General features: G+C 42.8%; 17 protein-coding genes. 4 read left to right on the forward strand and 13 right to left on the reverse strand.

Annotated features, from left to right (window positions below):
* Positions 1 to 16: 16 nt before the first annotated feature.
* The 5 genes from QL886_RS04850 to QL886_RS04870 form a co-directional block, all read right to left on the reverse strand.
* The gene (locus QL886_RS04850) at positions 17 to 388 is read right to left on the reverse strand and encodes a hypothetical protein (protein ID WP_290177822.1); all 372 of its coding nucleotides are present in this window, start codon (positions 386 to 388) and stop codon (positions 17 to 19) included.
* Positions 389 to 790: 402 nt separating this feature from the next.
* The gene (locus QL886_RS04855; protein ID WP_290177823.1) at positions 791 to 1,519 is read right to left on the reverse strand and encodes a hypothetical protein; all 729 of its coding nucleotides are present in this window, start codon (positions 1,517 to 1,519) and stop codon (positions 791 to 793) included.
* A gap of 76 nt (positions 1,520 to 1,595) precedes the next feature.
* On the reverse strand, positions 1,596 to 3,872 hold the full coding sequence (nrdA, locus tag QL886_RS04860; protein ID WP_290177824.1) for a class 1a ribonucleoside-diphosphate reductase subunit alpha: 2,277 nt from the start codon (positions 3,870 to 3,872) through the stop codon (positions 1,596 to 1,598).
* Positions 3,873 to 4,374: 502 nt separating this feature from the next.
* Positions 4,375 to 4,776 (reverse strand): DUF493 domain-containing protein, encoded by a 402-nt coding sequence (locus tag QL886_RS04865; protein WP_290177825.1) that lies wholly within the window; start codon positions 4,774 to 4,776, stop codon positions 4,375 to 4,377.
* 432 nt (positions 4,777 to 5,208) lie between these two features.
* Complete coding sequence (locus QL886_RS04870) at positions 5,209 to 6,168, reverse strand: bestrophin family ion channel (RefSeq protein WP_290177826.1); 960 nt, start codon at positions 6,166 to 6,168, stop codon at positions 5,209 to 5,211.
* A 648-nt stretch (positions 6,169 to 6,816) separates the two neighbouring features.
* Between QL886_RS04870 and QL886_RS04875 the strand changes: the two genes are divergently transcribed.
* On the forward strand, positions 6,817 to 8,316 hold the full coding sequence (locus QL886_RS04875) for a SulP family inorganic anion transporter (RefSeq protein ID WP_290177827.1): 1,500 nt from the start codon (positions 6,817 to 6,819) through the stop codon (positions 8,314 to 8,316).
* Between the two features lie 274 nt (positions 8,317 to 8,590).
* On the opposite strand, the gene QL886_RS04880 is transcribed toward QL886_RS04875, so the two are convergent.
* From QL886_RS04880 to QL886_RS04910, 7 genes are all read right to left on the reverse strand, one after another.
* Complete coding sequence (locus QL886_RS04880) at positions 8,591 to 8,899, reverse strand: metalloregulator ArsR/SmtB family transcription factor (RefSeq protein WP_101204781.1); 309 nt, start codon at positions 8,897 to 8,899, stop codon at positions 8,591 to 8,593.
* Between the two features lie 543 nt (positions 8,900 to 9,442).
* Entirely contained in the window at positions 9,443 to 9,973 is a 531-nt protein-coding gene (locus QL886_RS04885; RefSeq protein WP_290177828.1) for a DUF2798 domain-containing protein, read from the reverse strand.
* Between the two features lie 33 nt (positions 9,974 to 10,006).
* Positions 10,007 to 10,801: a siderophore-interacting protein gene (locus QL886_RS04890; RefSeq protein WP_290177829.1), complete on the reverse strand. Its 795-nt coding sequence runs from the start codon at positions 10,799 to 10,801 to the stop codon at positions 10,007 to 10,009.
* Positions 10,802 to 10,817: 16 nt separating this feature from the next.
* The gene (locus QL886_RS04895) at positions 10,818 to 11,261 is read right to left on the reverse strand and encodes a hypothetical protein (RefSeq protein ID WP_290177830.1); all 444 of its coding nucleotides are present in this window, start codon (positions 11,259 to 11,261) and stop codon (positions 10,818 to 10,820) included.
* Between the two features lie 411 nt (positions 11,262 to 11,672).
* The gene (gene rpoD / locus QL886_RS04900; RefSeq protein ID WP_191115137.1) at positions 11,673 to 13,595 is read right to left on the reverse strand and encodes an RNA polymerase sigma factor RpoD; all 1,923 of its coding nucleotides are present in this window, start codon (positions 13,593 to 13,595) and stop codon (positions 11,673 to 11,675) included.
* Between the two features lie 517 nt (positions 13,596 to 14,112).
* Entirely contained in the window at positions 14,113 to 16,338 is a 2,226-nt protein-coding gene (locus tag QL886_RS04905; RefSeq protein ID WP_290177831.1) for a CHC2 zinc finger domain-containing protein, read from the reverse strand.
* Positions 16,339 to 16,485: 147 nt separating this feature from the next.
* Positions 16,486 to 17,667: an outer membrane protein assembly factor BamD gene (locus QL886_RS04910; RefSeq protein ID WP_057759574.1), complete on the reverse strand. Its 1,182-nt coding sequence runs from the start codon at positions 17,665 to 17,667 to the stop codon at positions 16,486 to 16,488.
* Between the two features lie 758 nt (positions 17,668 to 18,425).
* On the opposite strand from QL886_RS04910, the gene QL886_RS04915 reads away from it, so the two are divergent.
* Both QL886_RS04915 and QL886_RS04920 read left to right on the forward strand, forming a co-directional pair.
* Complete coding sequence (locus QL886_RS04915) at positions 18,426 to 19,661, forward strand: RluA family pseudouridine synthase (protein ID WP_240991014.1); 1,236 nt, start codon at positions 18,426 to 18,428, stop codon at positions 19,659 to 19,661.
* Positions 19,662 to 19,701: 40 nt separating this feature from the next.
* Positions 19,702 to 20,580 carry a polyphenol oxidase family protein gene (locus tag QL886_RS04920; RefSeq protein ID WP_290177832.1) on the forward strand — a complete coding sequence of 293 codons (879 nt, stop codon included), beginning with the start codon at positions 19,702 to 19,704 and terminating at the stop codon, positions 20,578 to 20,580.
* A 262-nt stretch (positions 20,581 to 20,842) separates the two neighbouring features.
* On the opposite strand, the gene QL886_RS04925 is transcribed toward QL886_RS04920, so the two are convergent.
* Entirely contained in the window at positions 20,843 to 22,096 is a 1,254-nt protein-coding gene (locus tag QL886_RS04925; protein WP_290177833.1) for a YeeE/YedE family protein, read from the reverse strand.
* Between the two features lie 734 nt (positions 22,097 to 22,830).
* On the opposite strand from QL886_RS04925, the gene QL886_RS04930 reads away from it, so the two are divergent.
* Positions 22,831 to 23,448, forward strand: coding sequence for a flavodoxin family protein (locus QL886_RS04930; protein ID WP_290177834.1), 618 nt, complete (start codon positions 22,831 to 22,833; stop codon positions 23,446 to 23,448).
* The last annotated feature ends 122 nt before the right edge of the window (positions 23,449 to 23,570 follow it).

Raw genomic sequence — 23,570 nt, forward strand, 5'->3', positions numbered from 1 at the left:
ATTATAGCGTTTTAGCTTAGAGGTTCTCTAGCGATATCTGCGACGACTCTTGCCCATCGTTCATATAGGCTTTGAATATCTCGCTCAGCTCACTATCATCGAGTGCTTCTAACTCATCAAGTGCGCTTTTGCGTAGGGTACTCACATCAGACTCTTCCGCTGCTATTTTTAAGTCTTTTTTAGCCGCTCTCGATACGGGCTTTTTGGCTGCTTTTGCCACGCTTTTTTTGGTGACGGTTGCCTTTGGTGCTTCGTCTACACCTAACTGCTGACGCACCTCTGCAATATCAACCTCGACTTGTACGATATGCGAGCCACCATCGTTTAGGTCTGAAAATACGTTTGGGATAAACAAACCACCGTCTTTGATGATTGCGGTATATTGCACATGACCTCCGTCGTTTTAATTCTATCTGTATGTTTTCATTATAACAGTAGCCAATCCCGCCTACCGCTTGTATCTGCTTTGCCGCTGGCGTGCAGTCTATCGTGTCTGACCGCATTCCTGTTGTCTCGATACTACGCTCAGTCACAGACCGCATCGCCATCGTCGTCAGCAGGATACCACTATAGTCGGGGCTAAAAAGCCTTGTCAGGGCGGCTTTCTTTTTTCTTAAGGACTCTTCCGTTTGGGCGCATCCTACAACTTTCTATGCTTTAGAGTAGGTTGGTGTCGAGGTACGAGACCCAACACGATATGTTTATATAATGAGAATTGTTGGGTTTCCTTCGTCAACCCAACCTACGTGCTAAATTTCCATATCATCGGTGCGCTGGATGCACCCTGCACCTATGATTTCAGCTTTTCCCCCAATGGTAAGCCCACACCTTTAGGAAATGGTTTTTCACCAGTTAGATAGCAATCTTTATCAAATTCGTAGGGTATAGCAGCGAGACTTCCATCAAATAGTCTTCTCACAATATGTTCATCCAACTTTTTCTTATAAAAGCTAGGTAGTCCTCCTGTATAGACATTTCCTAGAAAAGCTAAAGTAAACTCTGCTAAATACTTTGGATACTTATTGCTAGGATATAAAACAGTTAAACTTAAAGCTCCAGAAAATGTGACTACCAATGGACAAGTTTTTTTATTTAGTTCTAGCTTGAAGTTACCTAGAAGAAAAATTAAACAAAACATAAATTCTCTGAAAGATGGGCTATGTATATTTCTAGAGGATGGATAAATTCCCACCATTCCAAAAACCGAATACAATTCATCTAAGATTTCATTATTAAAGCCTATCGAAAACGGTAATTCTATTGTTGGCCGTTTGCCATCCAACATATCATCAGTGTTTTCTTCAAAATACTTGATAGCAGGTTTGAGATTCTTAATTACCATTCCACGATCTTTAAGATTAGGATGCGCTATAAAGTCTCCTAATTCTTTAAAAATACTTCCATGATCAGTATCATCTCGACTTGCAGTAATAAAAAGCGCTATATCGTCTTGATCGAAAGTTTGATCCTTATATTTCTCATAGAAGTTTTTTATCTGATACTCGGTATATGCATTCATATGATTCCAGTACCTTATAGATAAGAATAAACAGCGGACTCAACTAAATAAGCCAAACCCGCCATCAATCAATAACCTAGATCTTACATGCACCGCCAGCACAATCATCTTCCATATCCGCTTGGGCATCGTTCGCACCATCACGAGTGTTGTGGTAGTACAACGTCTTCACACCCATCTTATAAGCGTTTAGCAAATCTTTTAACAATATCTTCATCGGTACACGGCCACCAGCATAACGAACTGGATCGTAGTTGGTATTGGCAGAGATACTTTGATCGACGAACTTCTGCATGATAGCGACCAGCTTTAGGTAACCGTCATTGTTTGGCATTTGCCATAGTAGCTCGTACTGATCTTTTAGCTTATCAATTTCAGGCACGACTTGCTTTAGGATGCCATCTTTTGACGCTTTGATAGAGACCAGACCACGTGGTGGCTCGATACCGTTGGTCGCGTTGGCGATCTGACTAGAGGTCTCAGACGGCATCAAGGCAGTTAGGGTAGAGTTGCGTAGACCGTGCTCAGTGATCTCGCCACGTAGCGTTTCCCAATCAAGGTGTAGCGGCTCTTGGCAGATTTTGTCCAAGTCGGCTTTGTACGTATCAATCGGCAAGATACCTTGTGAGTAAGTGGTCTCATTGAACGCAGGGCATGCGCCTTGCTCTTTTGCCAATTTGTTCGACGCTTTCAAAAGATAGAATTGCAATGCTTCAAACGTCTGATGGGTTAGACCAAGCGCGCTGTCATCAGAGTAGCGAGCGCCATTCTTAGCTAAGTAGTAAGCATAGTTGATTACGCCCACACCAAGCGTGCGACGACGCATGCTGCCGTTTTGAGCCGCTTTTACTGGATAGTCTTGATAGTCGAGCAAGGCATCAAGCGCACGGACGATTAGCTCAGCTGGCTCTTCGATGTCGCTGACGTTTTCGACTTTACCCAAGTTGACTGCTGATAGCGTACAAAGCGCGATTTCGCCTTCTTCGTCATTGATGTTATCAAGTGGCTTGGTTGGTAGCGCGATTTCCATACATAGGTTTGACTGGCGAATCGGGGCAACCGTCGCGTCAAATGGGCTATGCGTGTTGCAATGATCGACGTTTTGGATATAGATACGGCCTGTGCTGGCGCGCTCTTGCATCATTAGGCTGAACAAATCAGCAGCTGGAATCTGACGACTACGTACGTTAGGATCGTTTTCGTACTTGGTGTATAGCTCTTCGAACTTGTCTTGATCTTCAAAGAACGCATCATACAAGCCTGGTGTGTCACCTGGTGAGAATAGCGAGATGTCTTGGCCTTTGATTAGGCGCGTATACATCGTCTTGTTTAACTGTACGCCGTAATCCATATGACGAACACGGTTGTCTTCGACGCCGCGGTTGTTTTTGAGTACCAGTAATGACTCAACTTCTAAATGCCATAGTGGATAGAATAGGGTCGCAGCACCACCACGTACGCCACCTTGTGAGCAGCATTTCACCGCAGTTTGGAACAGTTTGTAGAACGGGATACAACCAGTATGTTGCGCTTCGCCGCCACGGATAGGGCTACCAAGGGCACGGATACGACCTGCATTGATGCCGATACCAGCACGCTGTGACACATAGCGTACAATGGCGCTAGTGGTGGCGTTGATAGAGTCTAGGCTATCACCACATTCGATCAATACGCACGAGCTAAACTGACGCGATGGCGTACGTACGCCTGACATGATAGGCGTTGGTAATGAGATTTTGAAATCTGAGGTCGCATCATAGAAGCGTTTGACGAAATCAAGACGATCTGACTTGTCGTATTGGCTAAACAGACACATACCGACGAGCATATATAAGAACTGCGGACTTTCATAGACAGTCTTGCTCACACGATCCTGTACCAAGTATTTACCAGCCATTTGCTCAACAGCGGCATAAGCAAGGTTCATATCGCGCCAGTGATCCAGATATTCTTCTAACTCATCAAATTCAGCACGGCTATAGTCAGCTAGGATGTGCTGATCGTATTTGCCAGCATCAGTCAAAGTTTTGACATGGTCATATAGATGCGGCGGGGTAAATTTGTTATAAGCAATCTTACGTAGGTGGAAGATAGCCAAACGCGCAGCCAGATATTGATAATCAGGCGTGGTTTCAGAGATTAGGTCGGCGGCAGACTTGATGATGGTTTCGTGAATATCACGAGTCTTGATACCTTCATAAAACTGAATGTGCGACTTTAGCTCAACTTGAGACACAGACACGTTGTCCAAGCCGTGCGCTGCCCACGCTATTACCTTGTGAATTTTGTCTAAATCAATAGGCTCTAAACGTCCATCACGTTTGGTTACTTGGATTTTGTCAATATGTGTCATGCTGGCCTCTATTTTGATTGCTTATTGTGATGCTGCGCGCCGAGTGGGCGGCAGACATTCTTTATAACGCTATTATGCGGGGTTGTGCTAGCTGGTTTTTTTGGACAAAAAGCTACCACTACTCATAGTGACGGTTAAAATCACTGAGTACTACATATAGCGTGTTTGTTAATTGGTAGGCACAATATAGCGGGAAAATTTTGAAAATACTATATTGATTTTAGAATAAAACTATGTTGCTACAAGGTTGTAGGCAGTCCAAATTTTGGCAAAGGACGATGGGATAAGGGTTAGACGCAAATGCGGTCAATAATAAAATTTTTGTAAAAATATCGTGAGATTTACTTTTCATTCTCTCGGTTATTGTCGACTGATAATGGGAGTCATGGCGGCAATAATGCGGGCGCAGATTGTACATCAAACCACAAAAAATCGCCACCCATAACTTATTACTAGCGAGTGACGATTTGGACTAAAAAGGCGTTAAAGTTTTTTATGCCACTTATAAAACAATACGAACCGTTTTTGCATTATCAAGTGAGGCATAAAGCGCATTTACTTGCTCAGCAGCCGTTAGGTACAAATTGACCCGTGCCGAGTGAAAACGACCTGTTTTAGATGGCTTAACTTCGATAGACGCCAAATCAAAATCAGGGAACTGGCTACCCAAAATTAGCTTTACTTCATTAAGCAAACTTTCACGCTCGCCTTCATGACCGATGATGCTTAGTGGGTAGTTCATCGGGAACTCCCAAAGCTCTGGGTTTTGAATATCGGTCTTTTTGCCTACCAATGCGCCTTTATTTGGCGTCAGGTCAGTGACTTTAACTGATGGCTGATTGCTGGCTGGGTTATTTGCGTTGTTGTCGTTGTTGTCGTTGTTGTCTTTTGAATCATCACTCATGATATGAGCCTCGCTTGTATAGGTAAATAGAAAAAAGTTAATCAGTCATTAGTAGTAAGTAACTAACATTAAGTCATTCGAAAATCGCTGCTATAGACATTTAGTTAGTAAAGTATGCACTTGAATCATGCCAAAATCATAACGCAAAAATCTGAGACAGGCTCAGTGTAGACATTAGTGGCATTTAAATCAGTCAAGCTATAGTCGATTCAATTTAAAAGTAGTACAAGGCAACCGAGTGTAGATGTAACAGTGATACTTCAAGCGAGGTTAACGCTGTCATACTTTTATAGTGGAATGGCTATATTAGGCAGAGAATATATGCACTGTTTATAGTGGTCTATGGATGATTATTCAAGTGAAGTCTGTATTTAGTCAGGTTTAACGAGAAATAGTAGATGAATTAGCTATTATTAATAGCTGTTAATAAAACTACTGCAAATAGCCATTGATAGGAGTGATATCAGGCGGAATATCTGTCTCTCCCAATGCTTCTCGCAGGTTAATCTCTATAGTGCGTGACAAGGCAGTCAAAGGTAATTGATTAGCGGCCAAGCCAAAAGGCTCTTCTAACTCTTCACTAAGTGCGTCCAAACCAAAAAAGGTATAAGCAATCACCGCACAAATCAATGGGGTCGCCCAACCGAGTGAGGCTACTAAGCCAAAAGGTAACATAATGCAGTACAGATAAGTCGTGCGGTGTACCAACAGCATATAAGCAAAAGGTAGCGGTGTGTTATGAATGCGCTCGCAGGCTGCCAAGACAATCGTCATAGAGGTCAGGCGCTCATCCATATTTTGGATGACTTGCTCCGATACCAGTCCTTGACGCCGAATATCGCCAAGCTGTTTGCCCATTAGGCGCATTATATAATCAGGTACGTTTTTCGCTTGGTGCATACGGTCATGATGTATCGCTGCAACAAGAGGCTCAATATCCGCCCAAGGTGGCGTACCACGCAACCGATGACGCACAGCATGGGCAAAGGCAATGGTCAGATATACCATCGTTCGCTGAGTATCGTGTCCAGTTGCATTATTATCCTCGTCATCCTCTATATCAGTCGCATCGTCCTCATCTATAAAGGACAGTACTTGGCGCGTTAAGCTACGAGAATCATAGACCAGCTGACCCCATAGTCCGCGCGCTTCCCACCAACGTTGATAACTGGCATTGTTTCGAAACCCAAGAAACAACGATAAGGCGATTCCGAGCAGGGTAAAAGTTGCCATACCATAATAGGGAAACGAGTCAGGAAGCCAGTGCTGGATAATCGTGATGAGCGTACTAAGAATAGTAATCAGCAAAATTTGCGGATAGATTTTTGGAATGATTGATCCACGCAGAGTGAAAAATATCTTAAGGGCATTGGGCGTTTGCCGGACAATCATGTCAGTTTCCTAGCGGTGGGGTATATGGAGACACTATTCAATGTCCCATGTGATTCTAATATAGAATCGAGTTCTGTAAAGCCCAAAAGACTATAAATTTATTCAAACAGAAAAGTAAGGTGAACACTTAAGCTCGGTAATTGAGATAGCTATAGGAGTGAAATCCTCGGCAAAAAGGGAGATGTTTTTATTAATCCACTTTATTTATGTTAAAATGACGCGAAATATTCCTTCTTAACTCTATAAAAGCTGCCACCACAAAGATGAATACGCCACCCTAGCTGTACCCCTCCTCAGTAATAATTGCTTCCTATAGCAATTACTCTTATAAAGCGTCTAACGCTTTTTCTTGTGCGCACGCACTGCTTTGACGTTTGTATCACTATTCGATATATCTAGTGGATCATAAACACTACTCCATTAAAAGTACGTTATGACGATAACTCGCTGACTATGATCGTTCGCATTTTTGTATTTGTCATTTAATAGGCAATGGGCAAAGTACCTAGATAGCAAAGGATCTAAATAAAGATGTGTCAGACTTTTCATGTGAGCGGGTTTTTAACTACTTTTTAGATGCTTTCCAAATAACTATCAGATATCTCGTTTATTGACAGACTAAAGCAGTTCCCCAAAACTGAGTTAAATATGTTAAATACAATTAAAGAGCATTGGCTATCCAATGCGCGCGGCGATGTCTTGGCTGGCATGGTTGTCGCTTTAGCGCTTATCCCTGAAGCGATTGCGTTTTCTATCATTGCCGGTGTCGATCCCCAAGTAGGGCTTTATGCCTCATTTTGTATCGCGGTAGTGATTTCGTTTGTTGGCGGTCGTCCAGCGATGATTTCGGCGGCGACTGGTGCGATGGCGCTACTAATGGTGACGCTGGTCAAAGACTATGGATTGCAGTATTTATTAGCAGCCAGTGTGCTGACAGGTGTTATACAGATTATCTTTGGCTTCTTAAAGCTGGGTAATCTTATGAAATATGTGTCTCAATCTGTGATATTGGGCTTTATTAATGCCTTGGCTATTTTGATTTTCATGTCGCAGGTTCCTGAGCTGATGCCGCAGGCAGGTTCAAACCTAGTACACGTATACGGTCTTGTAGTGCTAGGTCTCGTCGTTATCTATGGCTATCCATATATTCCAAAGATCGGAAAAGTGATTCCATCACCATTGGTTAGTATTGTACTGGTCACGGCTATAGCCATCTTATTAGGTGCAGAGGCTCGAACCATCAATGACATGGGTCAGCTGCCTGATACCCTGCCGATGTTTTTGATACCTGATATCCCGTTGAACTTAGATACATTGATTATTATTTTCCCGTACTCTATCAGTTTGGCGATAGTGGGCTTACTTGAGTCTATGATGACCATGACAATCGTAGATGATTTGACCGATACCAAAGGCGATCGTACGCAAGAGTGCAAAGGTCAAGGTATTGCCAATGTGGTTAGTAGCTTTTTTGGTGGGATGGCAGGCTGTGCGATGATTGGGCAGTCGATCATCAACGTCAAATCAGGCGGCTATACGCGTCTCTCTACCTTAGTGGCAGGCGTATTTTTATTATTAATGGTTGTGTTCTTAAGCGATTGGTTAAAGATTATTCCAATGGCCGCATTGGTCGCTGTAATGATTATGGTGTCTATCGGTACTTTTAACTGGGGTTCGTTTAAGGAACTAAAAACCAAGCCGCTGCAAAGTAATGTGGTCATGATTACGACTGTCGCTGTGGTGGTCGCAACGCACAACTTGGCCTATGGCGTATTGATTGGCGTGCTGCTGTCAGCACTGTTCTTTGCCAATAAGATTGAACGCTATATGAGTGTGCATAGTCACATGGATGAAGCAGCGCAAACGCGTTATTATCGAGTTGACGGACAAGTATTTTTTTCATCAGCAGAGCGTATGATTGATTCCTTCGATATTAAAGAATCTGTCTCTAAAGTGGTCATTGACGTGTCGAGCGCGCATTTTTGGGACGTGACAGCAGTCGCCGCCATAGATAAAGTGATTATTAAATTTCGCCGCGAAGGCACTGAGGTAGAGCTCATCGGTTTGAACGAAGCTAGCCAAGCGATGATAGACAATTTCGGTGTGCATGATAAGCCAGATGCTGAGCAAAGCTTAGGTGCGCATTAATTAGCTATTTATCAATAGTGTCATATTGATAAATACAAAAAAGCTGAGCGTACCTTGGCTTTTTTTATGCAAATTAAAAACTGATTAGAAGACTATATTCTATTATGGATAAATATTTTAGGAGGCAATAGATAATCAGAAGGAAAAAGGTAGCTAGAAGAGAAGAGGGTACTAGTTTAGACGATGGTGTGATATTGAGATAGATAATCGTTATATTGAAATATCTAGATGTTCTGTAGTGGAACAAAGTGTCTCTAAATATTATAAGAAATTTTTAAAGCTTTAACAGCTCTTTTTCGACTTCATTGAGAAATGCTTCGATGTTAGCTTCATGACGCTGATAAAACGTCCATTGTCCATGGCGTTCGGACGTAACCAATCCTGCTTTTTTTAACACACCCATATAATTCGAAATGGTTGATTGTGACAATCCAGCTTTTTCTTGAATGTAGCTGACGCATACACCATCCAGATTAGCATGCTCTGGTAATGACGCTGGAAAGTTCGACCTGTCCTTCAACCACTTTATGATTTGACGACGCATGGGGTTGTTAAGTGCAGATATTATGTTTTCTGTATTCATAAAATGTGTGATATCGATACCTAGTTAATAATCAACAACTGTCAGAGTGGGACATTAGATTTTTAGCTTACTCATTATGAGTAGAAACAATAAAGCGGTGTAGAATCTATCTACCGCCAATGTGCTAACCATATACAAATAAACGGCTACTAGTAGGATACTGCTTATAACTAGCGTTTATATTCTGACTATACGTTTCTATAACAGTAGAGTATACAGCCAAAATTAGATTAATTATGACAATTGTACTGTCTAGTCATCGGAATATTGTCGAATAGTAACAACATATGGTGGGCAAAAAAAGTCTGTTTCAAATCGGATCTAACACTAAACGTTGTTACGACTGACTTATTAAATACACGTTAGTTCTTTGCAAAACCAGCAGTAAAATAGTATTAGAAAGCTTCTGACATAACAAGGGCGTATTGAATATTCAACACGCCCTTGATGCTTTATGTTCTTAAATTTTATTAAGCTTTTTTATTAATTTAGTTAGCATCGCGGTAGAGTACCGAAAAACCTAATAAGCATAGTTGTGATATTTTAGCTTTTTAGAAATGCCTCAATTTTTGGCTTAATAGTCATAGAAATGATGACCATTAACGTCAATCCTACTGGTAATGCAATTAGAAACCCTTCTAACCAACCGTTCAAAAACGCCGTTTGATTAGCAAAACCAATCGTCTTTGAGGCAGTACTAAAGGCCAACATAGACTCCATTATACAAGCCATCAATATACCTGTAATGAGATTGCGCTTGTACGCTTTGGTATTAGGTAACTTATGATTAATAAATTTTGTGACCAGACCCATCAGCAAGAAGCCAATCGGCATGATCGCATAAGCTGCAAGTAGCGCTCTAGACCAGTTTATAAAAAATGTATCGGAATATCCGACATTCATATAGGTCATCACACCTGTTAAGAGACCACCTATGACAGTCATTAAGGCAAGTATTAACAACACTTTGTAGAGCAACGGTGTTTTTTTAGTGCCATCATTCTTAGCGCCACTATTTTTATTGCCATAAATGAGCAGGGTCTCGGTATTTGCCGGCATAGTATTTGGAGCCATAGCCATTTTCCTATCATCATAAAGAGCGTTTAATTAGTCGGTGTTTTTTTCTGCCTGTCGATCGCTTACAGATTGGTCTTCTGCAACACCTGCTTTCCAGTAAGAAAAGGCATATAGTTCATCCTTAGACCACTGTTGCTCGACCTTTAGGTAATGACGAAGGGCTTTGACAGATGAGAATTCGCTAGCGATATAAGCAAAACGGCTCTGCTCTGCAGTTGGCAAATCGAGAGATTTTACTGTGTCGATTAATTGACTGCCTTGCGTTGGATCTGGGTTATGTAACCATGTCATGGCGATATTGGCCGCTGTCGGCAATTCTTGCTCATCTTCTGCACCGTGCACTTCAATGATACATTGTCCAGTCGCGCTGGCAGGTAAGCTCTCTAATATCGAGCCGAGCACTGGTATCGCTGTGGCATCGCCAATCAGTAGAAAATTATCTGCATCGGGACAAAGGGCTTTGGTTTTAGGCTTCATTAAGATACCAATCTCGTCGCCAACCTCAGCATGAGTAGCCCAACCTGAAGCGGGTGCCTCATCACCATGAGCAACAAAATCAATCCAGATCTGTTGTTTTGCTACATCAGCGCCGCGGTGAGTATAAGTGCGGACAACGAATGTAGTATTGTCATTTAGATCAATTGACTGAGCTTTATCGACAGGGATAAGTACTTTGTTATTTGCTCCAACTGTCATAGTCGCGATATTGGCAATAGTATCTGCTTGGCCTGTGAGGTATATACGGATGTAGTGCGGAGTAATCATTTGCTTGTGAGCAACGGTCATGATTTCGCGTACTGGTTTTTGATTTATTGTGTGATTCATATGGATCTGTCCTTACTTATTTATCGATAGTCTTACTGTTGCTAACGTTGTCTATCATGGTGCGACTGACACGGAAAAATAACGCAAGCTCTACGAGGCTTAAATCTTTCGTTAATTGCTGTCTTGTCCATTCTTCTGCTGCATCAAGCTTTGTCATAACCTCTTCGCCTTTAGAGGTCAGTTGTAGTAATTGGCTGCGACCATCAAGCGGGTTGTCTGTCTTTAATATTAGCTCGGCCGCCAATAGGTCATTTAAGGCACGAGTGATTTGCGCTTTGTCTCGCTGCATGTTTTTAGAGATCGATAGCGCAGTGCTATTCGGGTTATAGAAGACACCTTTTAAGGTTCTGATATTGGTCACGGACAACTCCACATCTTGCTGGCGAATGCCTTCTAGCAATAGATTGGTATAGGTATGCATCAATTGATGTAGTGTTTCGCTCATTGAATTGTTAGACATAAAAACTCTTAGATATAGTTGATAGAAGCAACTATATAGAATAAGGTTGATAGTGTCAACTATAAAGTGATTTTTGAAGGAGTGTGTTTATTAAAACTTGGATAATTTTGAATAAGAGAAGATAGTAGAAGGTAAAGTAAATAGGGGTGTATATTGAACGAGTAGCTCTCAGATTGAAGGGTTTTATGACTAGGACGCTTTGCAATTAAGAAGCTTTATAATTAATAAACACTGTGATTGATAAGTTCTAGAAATGAACAACCCACTATCTTAGAGTTAGAGTTAGAGTTAGGGGATTTCTGCGGAAATTCGTTGAAAAGCAGACATAAAAAAAGCTGAGATATACTCAGCTTTTTTATTTTTAGCGATCATCGAAAACCTATTAGCTAGGCTCAGTATTTCTCTGAGAATCTAGTCATTTTCAAGGAAAGAGCGCAGATGCTCAGAACGTGATGGATGGCGCAATTTACGTAATGCTTTTGCCTCAATCTGACGAATACGCTCACGCGTTACGTCGAACTGCTTGCCGACTTCTTCCAAAGTATGATCGGTTGGCATATCGATACCGAAACGCATTTTTAGGACACGCGCTTCACGCTCAGTCAGGTTGCCCAATACATCACGCGTCGCTTCTTGCAGACCAGCAGCAGTCGCATCATCAACAGGGCTTGAGATCGTACCATCTTCGATAAAATCACCTAGGTGCGAATCTTCATCATCACCAATAGGGGTTTCCATAGAGATAGGCTCTTTAGCAATCTTCAGCACTTTACGAACTTTAACTTCGTCCATCTCTAAGCGTTCGCCTAATTCCTCAGGTGTTGGCTCGCGCCCCATTTCTTGTAGCAATTGACGTGAGACACGGTTGATTTTGTTGATGGTCTCAATCATATGCACAGGAATACGAATGGTGCGCGCTTGGTCAGCGATCGAGCGAGTAATCGCCTGACGAATCCACCAAGTGGCATAGGTCGAGAACTTATAACCACGGCGATATTCAAACTTATCAACGGCTTTCATCAGACCGATGTTACCTTCTTGGATAAGATCCAAGAACTGTAGGCCACGGTTGGTATATTTTTTGGCGATAGAGATAACCAGACGTAGGTTAGCTTCAACCATCTCTTTTTTCGCGCGGCGAGCTTTTGCTTCACCAACTGCCATACGACGTGCCACATCTTTCATGTCGTGGATTTTCATGTCGAGCTGTTGCTCGTAATCACGGATACGACGTTGAAGTAAAATGACGTCATCAGTGACTTTTTCTAGCGTACCAGCAAATGCAGGCTTACCTTTGATACGTTCAATCAACCAATCAACGTTGGTTTCATTGCTAGGGAAGGTCTTACGGAACTCTTCACGCGGCATACGACCACGGCGAATCACCAAACGCATGATTTGACGTTCTTGCTTACGTACGTCGTCATAGACGTCATGCATGATAGCCATGACTTGGTCTGACAAGCGATTGTTTAGCTTTAGCATCATAAAGCGTTCAGCAAGTAGGGCATACGCGGTATCAGCCTGTACGCTACCACGGCCATAATCTAGCAAGGCTTGCTTAGCTTTGATAAATAGATGCTCAATCTCTTCTAGACGCAAACGAACCTCTTCTGGATCAAGACCGCTGGTTTCTTCTTCAGCTTCGTCTTCAACGTCATCTTCGTCTTCGTCGTCATCATCAAGCGCCGCTGCTTTCGCATTGACCTTGGCTTTGATAACTGGTGGGTTCTCTTTTTCTTCTTTGATGCGCTCACGCTCTTCTTTCGCCGCTTCTTTTGCTTCTTGGGCTGCGATTTTGTCTTCTTCGGTTTCAGGATCTAAGAAACCAGTGATGACGTCAGATAGCTTTTTTTCGCCGTCTTGTACTTTTTGATACTCGTCAAGAACAAACTGCACGGTACCAGGCCAGTAAGACATGGCATGCTGCACATCACGAATACCTTCTTCGATACGCTTAGCAATGGCAATCTCGCCTTCGCGAGTCAGTAGGTCAACCGTACCCATTTCACGCATATACATACGTACAGGGTCAGTAGTACGACCAGGCTCAGTTTCAACAGAGGCGAGTACTGCCGCTGCCTCATCTGCTGCCATATCATCATCACTTGAATCATCGTTCATCAAGATGTCATCGGCATCAGGAGCTGATTCAAAGATTTTGATACCGACATCGGTCAGCATTTGCACAATGTCTTCGATCTGATCGCTTTCGGTAATAGAGTCGGGCAGCTGGTCATTCACCTCAGCGTAGGTAAGATACCCTTGCTCTTTGCCCATTTGGATTAAGGTGGCCAGTTGAGATGTGGACTTAGAAACTGACTTATCGTTCATAAATACTCGCTTACTTGCATCGGACATTTTTATATTGTGACTCGCTATCGCTCGCTCTTTGCGTTGATCTTATCAATCGATTGATCAAAATATGGCGTAGAGGTTGTCAATAATATCAAAAATGAGTTGATATGAATAAAGGCTCAAAACACTACAATAACAATGCTGATAAACAGCTAAAAATTAGAAAAGCTCAAAAGACTTCAATATGGTACTTAAAAAAATACAGTACTTAAAAAATAGTATCTAAAAGCTGACACGTAAAAATAATACCTAAAATTTGTGCTTAACGATGCATGCTCACAATCATTAACCAAGCAGTGCTGTCAATATACAGCGACACAGTTTAACACAGACCACAGTCGTCAAGCACGAGCTAGTGATAGCTACCAACCATTTTTTACTGATTATTTGCCATCAGCTAAATGATTTGGGGGCGACTCATGCTACTGGGCATAATCATTAGTAGTGGGGGCAGCTGCTAGACTTTTAAAGGGTCAACATTTGAAATTAAACATTAAGACTGCACAGTGACCATCTGGGCCGATTGCTCTGCCTGCTGTGCGCGTAGCCAATCATTCAATAATTGGGTTTGTTTGCGGACGATCGCAAGCTTAATATGATCTGGGTTCTGTATCAGCTCTTGTATTTTTTTCTTCATGTTGCGCTCAAGCAGCTGACTGACTAGCTCTTCAATTAAGCCATCAAGCCCCAAAATATTGCGTGCGGTTAGTGCTTTATAGAAGCCGCCCCAATTACGGCTGAGCATGTCTTGGGTCGCAGGCTTTACGTTTGATAAGATAAAATGCGCCGCTGCATTGACATCTTTTGGTAGGTAATTAAGACAGCGCTTGATAGTGCTTACGATGTCTAGCAGGGCAGCATCTTGCAAGTCTTCCCAGGCAAGCGGACGCAGAGTATCAGGTGATGCTTTTTGTTTGATATGAGCAGGTAAGTGTAAGCCATTAATCCCTGACTGTTGCCAAATAGACTCAATAGGGTCGTCGATTAACGCGCGCGGCTGAAACAAAAAGCAAAGCTGCAATTGCTGACTGATGGTCATATCACCATCAAAATCTAGCAGCGCATCTTTGGCCTCGACATTCTGACTGCGTTTACCGCCAAGCTTTTGATAAACGTCATTGTTAAGTAAATAGCGAAAGCTACTGCCTTTGGGCAAAGCGGTCGTTAACGAACGTACTTGGGACATGAGCTTGGCTTTGCCTTCAGCCAGACTCATGTCATAACGCTCACTCAAATACGCAAAAATATACTGTGATAGCGGCATGGCATTAGCGATTTGCTCACGCATGGCATCGCTGCCCTGACTCTTAATAAAAGTATCAGGATCATGATTGTTAGGCAGGGTTAAAAACCGCAGTTCTTTATCATCGGCCAAGACAGGCAGGGCAACTTCAAGTGTACGCCAAGCGGCTTTTTGTCCTGCGCTATCTCCATCAAAGCTCAAAGTAAGTGTTGGATTGAGTGTCAGTAGACGCGATATTTGGCTTTCATTAATCGCTGTACCCATCGAGGCGATTGCCCCATAGATACCTGCTTGATACAGGGAGATCACATCCATATAGCCTTCGACCACCAGCCAGCTGTCTGCGCGCTGCTGACGTGATTCATAATAGCCGTATAGTACATGCTGCTTATGAAAGACGGGCGAGTCTGAGGAGTTGATATATTTAGGCTTTACTTCGTCATCGAGCGCCCGACCGCCAAAACCAATGGTACGGCCTTGGTTATCACGAATTGGGAAGATGACTCGGTCGCGCAATAGATCGTAGTCGCGGCCAGACTCTGACTGACGTACCAATCCTAAAGCTTTTAGACCCTCAATATCCTGCGGAAATTGATGCTCAAGATGCTGCCAACCAAATGGCGCATAGCCCAGACCAAAGGTCTCAAAGATGTCTTCGGTGATACCGCGTGATAAAAAGTAGTGCTTGGCATGGGGATGCGTGGTCAGATTGTGCTGATAGAATTGCTGGATTTGCTCTAGTAGCTCATATAGATTGCCATCTTTATCATCGCTTTGCTCAATACCATGAGCGTCCTGCATACCAGCGCTAGTATCGGTATCTGTCAGCCATGCTGGCGGATAGCCATTGTCATCTGCATGGTTTGACAAATACGGCTCTGAGGAATACGAGTCCATCGAATAGGAGGCTGAATCATACGCCTCTAACGGTGGGAAATTCTCGTAGCCCTGATTGTCATTATAGCCCTGATTGTCATCGTAACTAGGCTGGTCGATGTAATTTTGGTCGCTTTGAGCGACATTGTTTTGATGACTGTCTTGACGATTATTCTGATGGTTGTCTTTATTTGTACCGTCTTGGCTTACTTTGCTATGTTCTACAGTTGGGCTGGGCACATTGTGCACAGGCGGCGGTGCAATAGGTTTGGGTGCGCGACGTTGATAACTAACGTTTTGCTGTTCTTCTTTCGGTACTTCGATGCCTGTTTGTTTTGATAGTTCATTGACCGCTTCAATAAATGTCAAATTCTCATAATCACGCAAAAAACTGATGGCATTGCCACCGACGCTACAGCCAAAGCAGTGATAGATGTTTTTTTGTGGATTGACATAAAAAGAAGGCGATTTTTCACCATGAAAAGGGCAGCAGCCTTTATATTCACTACCAGCGCGTTTAAGCGTGGTGTGTTTGCCAATGATGCTGATCAGGTCAGCTTGGCTATTTAATTGTTCAAGAATATGGTTAGGAATGCTCATACAAAAAACAGTTTACCATAGGTCGATTATGTTGGGGCAGAGGTAATAAGGTACTGCTAGAAAAATAAGGCCAACATAATGTTGACCTTATTATCAATGAATACAGACTGTGTTAGTTGGGCTAAGCTAAGAAGAGACTTAACGTAATCAATTATTATCCATATCACTCACACTGTCGTCATTTAGCGTAGTGCGACGTGTTGGATTGGTGTTTAGTGGATCGACATTGGCTTCTCTTGCAGTCGAGCCAGTGCTTGATTGACTGGTCACGCGCTCAGCTGATGCTTCAGGTAGACCTAGGCCCACACTGATACCATTACGCGCAGCAGCATTATTAGCGACTGGAGTATTAGCAGGCGTCGTGTTAGTCCCTGCTAGTCTCAACTGGGCTGCATTACGAATCATTTGTGTCTTGGTTGCGCCGTTATACTCGCCAGACGCGACTGATTTGTCAGTCGTGTTCGAACGACCAAGCTTGCCAAAGGTAATCTTATTGAGCCAAGTACGGTCACGTTTAGTACTTAATTTTACACTACCGTTGCTGGTTAGCATTTCTGGGTAGTTGATCTGCAATAGCGTTTTGTACTCATTGGCCAAATCGGTTAGACCAAGTTTTTCATGGCTATAAGCTAGTACTGCAAGAGCATCTGGCGTTGACTCACTCAGCGGGTAGTACTGGAATACCCATTTGGCACGGTTGACCGCTGCTACATAAGCTTCACGCTCGATATACCAATTGGCGGCGCTCATTTCGCTCTCAGCAAACTGATTGTAGATGAACGTCATACGTTGAGCGGCATCTGGTGCATATGGGCTGTTTGGATATTTATTGATAAGCTCTTGGAAGTTGGCAAAGGCAATACGCAAATACGCAGTATCACGCTCAGCTTGGTTCAGTTTAAATAGCTTTAGGCTTTCAGATGAGCCTTCCATATTAGCAACGCCGCGCACATAGTAGGCGTAGCTGACTTGTGGGTTAGATGGGTAGAGACGGATAAACTGCTCAGCACTTGCTGCCGCCATCTCATACTTATCACCTTCGTATTGTGCATACATCATGTCAAGCAAGGCTTGCTCAGCGTACTGTCCGGTTGGGTAGAATGTACGCAGATTGGTCAGCTCTTCGATACCTTGGATATAGTGACCTTTGTCAATCTGATTGACAGCCTCGTTATAATACCCTTGCTCTGATTTTTCAGCTGTTTCTACTGCCTCACCATCTTTGGCGCCAGTTAGATTTTTGAAAGTCTGGCAACCCACTAGATTGACGCTAAGCGCCAGTAGGGTTATTGAGGACAGTTTGATAAACGTATTGCCAACAGCTTGCATACTTCTTCTCCGACACAAGACGCATAATAGCAGCGGCGCTATCATGCTATATAAAAGGTTAGTGATAAAAAACGACGCTAAATAGTCAGCGATCCACCAGCAAAAATTTTTTATCGAATGCAGTTTTTGTTATGACGTATTGTACTGATAGATTGGGTCTGATACATAGCGCTTGTATAGTAAGTCAGTCATAGACCACATGCATTTAATCATAATCAAACGGCTTAAATGGCACTCACGGTCAACAAACCCCAATGCTATTTTCATACTGTATCTAAATACGGCATTCGCATACAGTGCCATAGCATACAGCAAAACATGGCTATACTTTATAGAATAACATTTGCTACGTCTATTTTTTCGCCATCTATATTGTATAGGCAGTTTAACATGAGCGGCTGTCACGAGCGATATCGAATGTCGCTAGCATGAGTAAATATACAGTAAATTACAGCAATGTCATGTTCTAGAGAGTTAAGCGAAGCATCTTACAGCCCAAAGGTATGCTCAAAAATTAACAGATAGCATGCAGCTTCTATAGGGCTTATGCGTGCGACATGATACACTAGAGCGGTATTGTCTTCGCTTTTTTGTACCTTGAAGGTGGTTATCTGCTATTTATAGGCAAAAAACGATAATCAAAAAACGACAATTTTTTATACTGCTATTTATAATACTATCTTCGAAGTCACCTCACATAACACTGTCAGGGACTTTGCCATGTATCAATGTATCAATCCGCTATGAATAATGATGCCATGACTACCAATTTATCACCGAATCAATCGCTAGATACTGATTCATCAGCACAAGAGTCACCAATGCCAAATGAAGTTTTGAACAATAATGAGCTACCTGATAATCAACCAATGATGAGTGAGCAAGTGCATGATGATGCTCTTGATAACGAAGAGTTGCTCATCGATGATGGTAATGATCTGAACGATAGCGACATTGATGATAATGATATTGATGACAGCGATATGGACGGCGACGACGATGAAGCTCCAGTAGCGGGACAAGCTGTACCAGTGATTGTAGACATGACGCATGTGGTCACAGAAGATCAAGCTGGTCTGCGTATTGATAAGGTCGCCTCACAAGCGTTTTCGGACTTTTCGCGTGTACAACTCCAGAACTGGATTACTGATGGTAGTCTGCTCTATAACGGCAGTGTTCAAAAACCGAAAGTCCGTGTCAAAGCAGATGACGTATTGCATCTATCAACGACGTTACAGCAGCATGGCGAAGACCAACCAGAAAACATAGATATCGATGTTGTCTATGAAGATGACGACGTATTGGTAATTAATAAACCTGTCGGTATGGTGGTTCACCCAGGCGCTGGTAACCAAAACGGCACTTTGGTCAATGCATTGCTATATCACTATCCTCAGCAGCATCATTTACCGCGCGCAGGTCTTGTGCACCGTATTGATAAAGACACCTCTGGGTTGCTATTGATTGGCAAAACCAAACCTGCTCAGATGGCACTGATGGAACAGCTAAAAGACAAGTCTGTTTATCGTCACTATAAGTGTGTGGTAGCAGGGGACCAAGCAAGCCTATCTCGTCATCGCCGTATCGATGCGCCGATTGGTCGACATCGCAATCAGCGTACTAAAATGACGGTAATGACTGCTGGTCGCGAAGCAGTAACGCATCTGCTAAATGTCACACCATTGAACGAAAACTACTGTCTGCTAGATGTTGGACTTGAGACTGGACGTACGCATCAAATTCGTGTGCATCTAAGTCACATTACTTATCCACTAGTCGGTGACCGTGTCTATGGTGGCCGTCGTCAGTTGCGCTCTGGATTGACAGAAGCCCAGCGTCAAGCTATTAATAATTTCCCGCGCCAAGCACTGCATGCCTATACGTTAGGATTCGTTCATCCGACGACAGGTGAGGACATTGAAGTCACGACGCCACTACCTGAAGACATGCAAAAACTGATGGCCGTACTAAGCGATGGTTATTATGAAGAGTAAATGCTAACGTTTACTAGATGAGAGGTGAGAGCGAGCAGCCATGACGAACACGTTCCCGATGACAATGATTGCGCAAATTGATGATGTGGCTGTTTTTCAGACGGCTGCTTTTGTGCATGATGATATTGATGACTCTGCTGCTAAAAACCAGCGTACAGGTTACGAAGGTCAGTCAAATTACGGCGAGCTAAATCTAGGTCTGCATGTCAATGATAATGCACGGCAAGTATTAGATAACCGCATGAATCTACTAGCTGCTATCAATGAGCAGCTGACAGATAAGTCTGCACAAAATGAGCAGCATGCGGCTATTAATCGCTTACATTGGGTCAGTCAGGTTCATGGTAAACATATTCATGATGTCGATGCTACTACGTTGGATATGGCGCCACTGTCTGCTGATGCGATGGTCAGTCAACAAAGTGGTCGCGGTCTGGCAATCATGACGGCGGACTGTGTACCGATTGTCTTATATCAGCCCACCAGTGGCAAAATCGCAGCGATTCATGCAGGCTGGCAAGGATTGGCCTGTGGTGTGATACAAGAGACTGTCAACCGCTTTACCGATTCAGGCCCTATACAAGCTTGGATAGGAGTGTGTATCAGTCAGGAAAATTATGAAGTAAATACAGACGTTCGCGATAAGCTATTGGCTGGGTGTATAGCCAATCAGACGTTGCCAGAGACGCATATCGATAACTTTGTTTCGCTATTTTCTATATCGTCTCATAATTACAAAATCAAGCTGGATTTACCGAAGCTTGCTGCCATGCAGTTAGAAGCTGCTGGTGCTACAGTTGTGAATGACTTGCCTGTTGACTGTAGTTACGCAGATACTCACTATTACTCGTATCGCCGTCAGACTCATATGCACCAGCCTGCAACAGGTCGGATGGCACTAGTCATCGTCCGTCGTTAGCAGCTTTGTAGTCAGTGAACTACTAAACCGCTACGGTGTTACCTTCCCTAGATGTACTAGATGTACTAGATGTACTAGATGTACTAGATGTACAATCTACGGTCGGCTGCCTTGTAGCTGTTTTAGATTTCTTTGACTATATAATAATGAATAGTAGAAACAAAGTGATAAACAATAAAAAAACAGCAGATTATTCTGCTGTTTTTTTATTTGAGTGCTACATTTGTATTAATACAAGGTCTGTATTAACACGAAATTTGTATTAACAAACAGAGTCGCTAGATTTTGGTACTGATAAGCCAAATAGAGGACGTAAATATAATGCCAAGAACGTACCTGCCATTGCCAGTATGCCCCAGATATAGCCATGTAAGCTAAAAGAAGCGATACCACCGAAGTAAGCGCCGATATTACAACCGAACGCGAGACGTGCGCCATATCCCATCATCAATCCGCCGATGACTGATGCTGCAAAGTTACCTGTAGTAATCTTAGTAAACTTGAACAAACCACCCGCAGCAGAGGCAATAAACGCGCCAATGATAATGCCGATATTTAATACAGTGGTTGAGTCAGCAAAGATAGAAGCTTCAAGCGCCGCTGCATTAGCACCTTGCCAATAGCCCCAGCTTGCCACATCCATGCCAAAGCCACTTGCAATTTTAGAGCCCCATAATGTGAATGCTGACGTAATGCCCCACGGTTGACCACGTGTAAGTAATGTCAGACCGTTAAGTAAAGCCAGAACGATTGCGGCAGCAAATAGTGGCCAAGAACCACGAAAGATTCGTTTCCAGCCAGACTCAGAAGGCACGGGCGCCATCTTTGGTGCGTTTCTTTTTTTCTCAACGACTAGTGTAACCCATGCGATAATGCCGAATATGGCTAGCGACACTAGCCATGCTCCTGTATATCCAAGACCTGTAGAGGTTGCCAAAGAGAAAGGCGCATAAGCGGGCATTTCTTCTGTCCAGAATGGCAAGTGATAAGCACCAATCGTGGCGCCCACTATGAAGAAAATAAAGGTGATGAACATAACAGAGCGTCCACCGCCTACCGCATAGAGCGTACCAGAGGCACAGCCGCCGCCCAATTGCATACCGATACCAAATACAAACGCGCCTACGATTAGACTGACCCCTAATGGCGCGACATAACCTGCGACAGGACCGCCAAATAGCGTCGTGCCATAAGCAAGGATTGGGGCAAACAGCGTGACAGCAACTGCTAACATTAGCATGTGAGAACGCATCGCTTGACCGTTGCCCACTGCCATCATACGTCTAAAAGCAGAAGTAAAGCCAAAGCGGGCATGAAAAAGGGTATAGCCTAACAAAAGACCTATGCCAAGTAGCAATGATTGAGAGATATGTTGAGTGGCTAATAGATACGCGAGCACTATCAATCCTACGATGCCACCACCCATAATCAAGGGTTTTTGCGGTGCATTTAGGGCCAGATCATCTCTAATGATAGGATCTTTCGTATCGTTTACAGGTTGAACGAGAGTAGTCAAGGTAATAGCTTCCTTATCCGATGATGTTATCAGATATCATTTTTATAAGAATTTATATGAGTATAGTTACGCAGGTTTGCAGAATTGGAAACGGTATTTCTGTTAATTTGGTTAAGCAGTAAGGAGCGTTACATCATAATCCTATTGTCCTTAATGTAAATACGGAAAGATTAGAAAAAATAGAATTAGTATATGACTATATGGAATAAATGGGCTGCTGTGTATATGACCTGATATCGATAGTTATCTATAGTGCTGATAATTATAGGCTTATCAGCTATCACAGAATGGTTTTTACCATTTCATCAGTTAATGCGACTGACCCATTTATACAAAATATATTAAAAGTATGTGTGATCTGATTAGTCAGACTTTAATAAATAACTTAAAAACGAAAATACGTCTGATACAATGGGCTTGAATTCAATGAAGTTCATCGCATATATACTAGTACGTATATGCTGACGTATAGAGACTATGTAATTAAAGACTGTGCAGTTAAAGACAGTGTAATTAAAGACTATGCGATTGTTCCGTCACCGTTGATATTTCTGCCAGTTAAATCGACTCAAAGAAGCGTTGCTTGATTCTATTGTATCGACTGATATTTTGAGAATTTGAGCTATCGATAAGTATTTATCAATGAAAATAGAGTTACTAGCTATCGACTGTGACTAAGTATCAAATATCTTGTAAGTTTTATATTCAACCAATTATTTATTATTAGAGTACGTATGAATACACCTGCTAAATCGTCTAACACCTCTACATCTACTGATAATGCGCCTAATGTCTCAATCGCTGTTATCTTCCATAGTAATTATGGTCATACCAAGCGTGTCGCTGAGGCGATAGTACAAGGTGCGCATCAGCAATTGCCAGCCGCGCAAGCCAAAGCTGTCGATGTGTATGATGTTGATTGGGATTATTTAGATCAGGCAGATTTGCTAGTTTTTGGTAGTGCAGTGTATATGGGCAGTGTGACGGCTGAGTTTAAGACCTTTATGGATGAGACATCTAAGCGTTGGTATCATCGCAAATGGGAAGGTAAGTGGGCAGCAGCGTTTGCCAATTCGGGCGGTCTGAGCGGTGATAAACTTGCTGTATTGCAGCAGATTTCTCTATATGCGATGCAACATGGTATGAATTGGATTGGTCTGCCATTGATGCCGACAGGTCATGAGGCTCACGACTTAAACCGTCTGTCTAGCTTTTTGGGTCTAATGACGCAGTCGCTCGATGGTCCACCTGAAGAGACGCCAGGTTCAGGAGATATTGATACTGCTATTTGGTTTGGAGATCATTTAGCCAAAACGATTATTAAGCATCAACCAGCTGATGCTAAGCTATAAAAACAGCTAGAACCGACAGAGTAGTCAAATAAAAAAGCAGACATTATCGATGTCTGCTTTTTTTGTGCCAATTTTTATTGAGCGATAAGTGCGATCAAGCGCTATGCTTTTTATGGAGCAAC

The organism is Psychrobacter sp. APC 3281 (assembly GCF_030407815.1).
GTDB lineage: Bacteria > Pseudomonadota > Gammaproteobacteria > Pseudomonadales > Moraxellaceae > Psychrobacter.

What these genes read in the sequence shown, in the direction of transcription:
- QL886_RS04855 (WP_290177823.1), bottom strand. Translation starts at nt 1,519, where the DNA reads ATGAATGCATATACCGAGTATCAGATAAAAAACTTCTATGAGAAATAT.
- nrdA (WP_290177824.1), bottom strand. Translation starts at nt 3,872, where the DNA reads ATGACACATATTGACAAAATCCAAGTAACCAAACGTGATGGACGTTTA.
- QL886_RS04865 (WP_290177825.1), bottom strand. Translation starts at nt 4,776, where the DNA reads ATGAGTGATGATTCAAAAGACAACAACGACAACAACGACAACAACGCA.
- QL886_RS04870 (WP_290177826.1), bottom strand. Translation starts at nt 6,168, where the DNA reads ATGATTGTCCGGCAAACGCCCAATGCCCTTAAGATATTTTTCACTCTG.
- QL886_RS04875 (WP_290177827.1), top strand. Translation starts at nt 6,817, where the DNA reads ATGTTAAATACAATTAAAGAGCATTGGCTATCCAATGCGCGCGGCGAT.
- QL886_RS04880 (WP_101204781.1), bottom strand. Translation starts at nt 8,899, where the DNA reads ATGAATACAGAAAACATAATATCTGCACTTAACAACCCCATGCGTCGT.
- QL886_RS04885 (WP_290177828.1), bottom strand. Translation starts at nt 9,973, where the DNA reads ATGGCTCCAAATACTATGCCGGCAAATACCGAGACCCTGCTCATTTAT.
- QL886_RS04890 (WP_290177829.1), bottom strand. Translation starts at nt 10,801, where the DNA reads ATGAATCACACAATAAATCAAAAACCAGTACGCGAAATCATGACCGTT.
- QL886_RS04895 (WP_290177830.1), bottom strand. Translation starts at nt 11,261, where the DNA reads ATGTCTAACAATTCAATGAGCGAAACACTACATCAATTGATGCATACC.
- rpoD (WP_191115137.1), bottom strand. Translation starts at nt 13,595, where the DNA reads ATGAACGATAAGTCAGTTTCTAAGTCCACATCTCAACTGGCCACCTTA.
- QL886_RS04905 (WP_290177831.1), bottom strand. Translation starts at nt 16,338, where the DNA reads ATGAGCATTCCTAACCATATTCTTGAACAATTAAATAGCCAAGCTGAC.
- QL886_RS04910 (WP_057759574.1), bottom strand. Translation starts at nt 17,667, where the DNA reads ATGCAAGCTGTTGGCAATACGTTTATCAAACTGTCCTCAATAACCCTA.
- QL886_RS04915 (WP_240991014.1), top strand. Translation starts at nt 18,426, where the DNA reads ATGACTACCAATTTATCACCGAATCAATCGCTAGATACTGATTCATCA.
- QL886_RS04920 (WP_290177832.1), top strand. Translation starts at nt 19,702, where the DNA reads ATGACGAACACGTTCCCGATGACAATGATTGCGCAAATTGATGATGTG.
- QL886_RS04930 (WP_290177834.1), top strand. Translation starts at nt 22,831, where the DNA reads ATGAATACACCTGCTAAATCGTCTAACACCTCTACATCTACTGATAAT.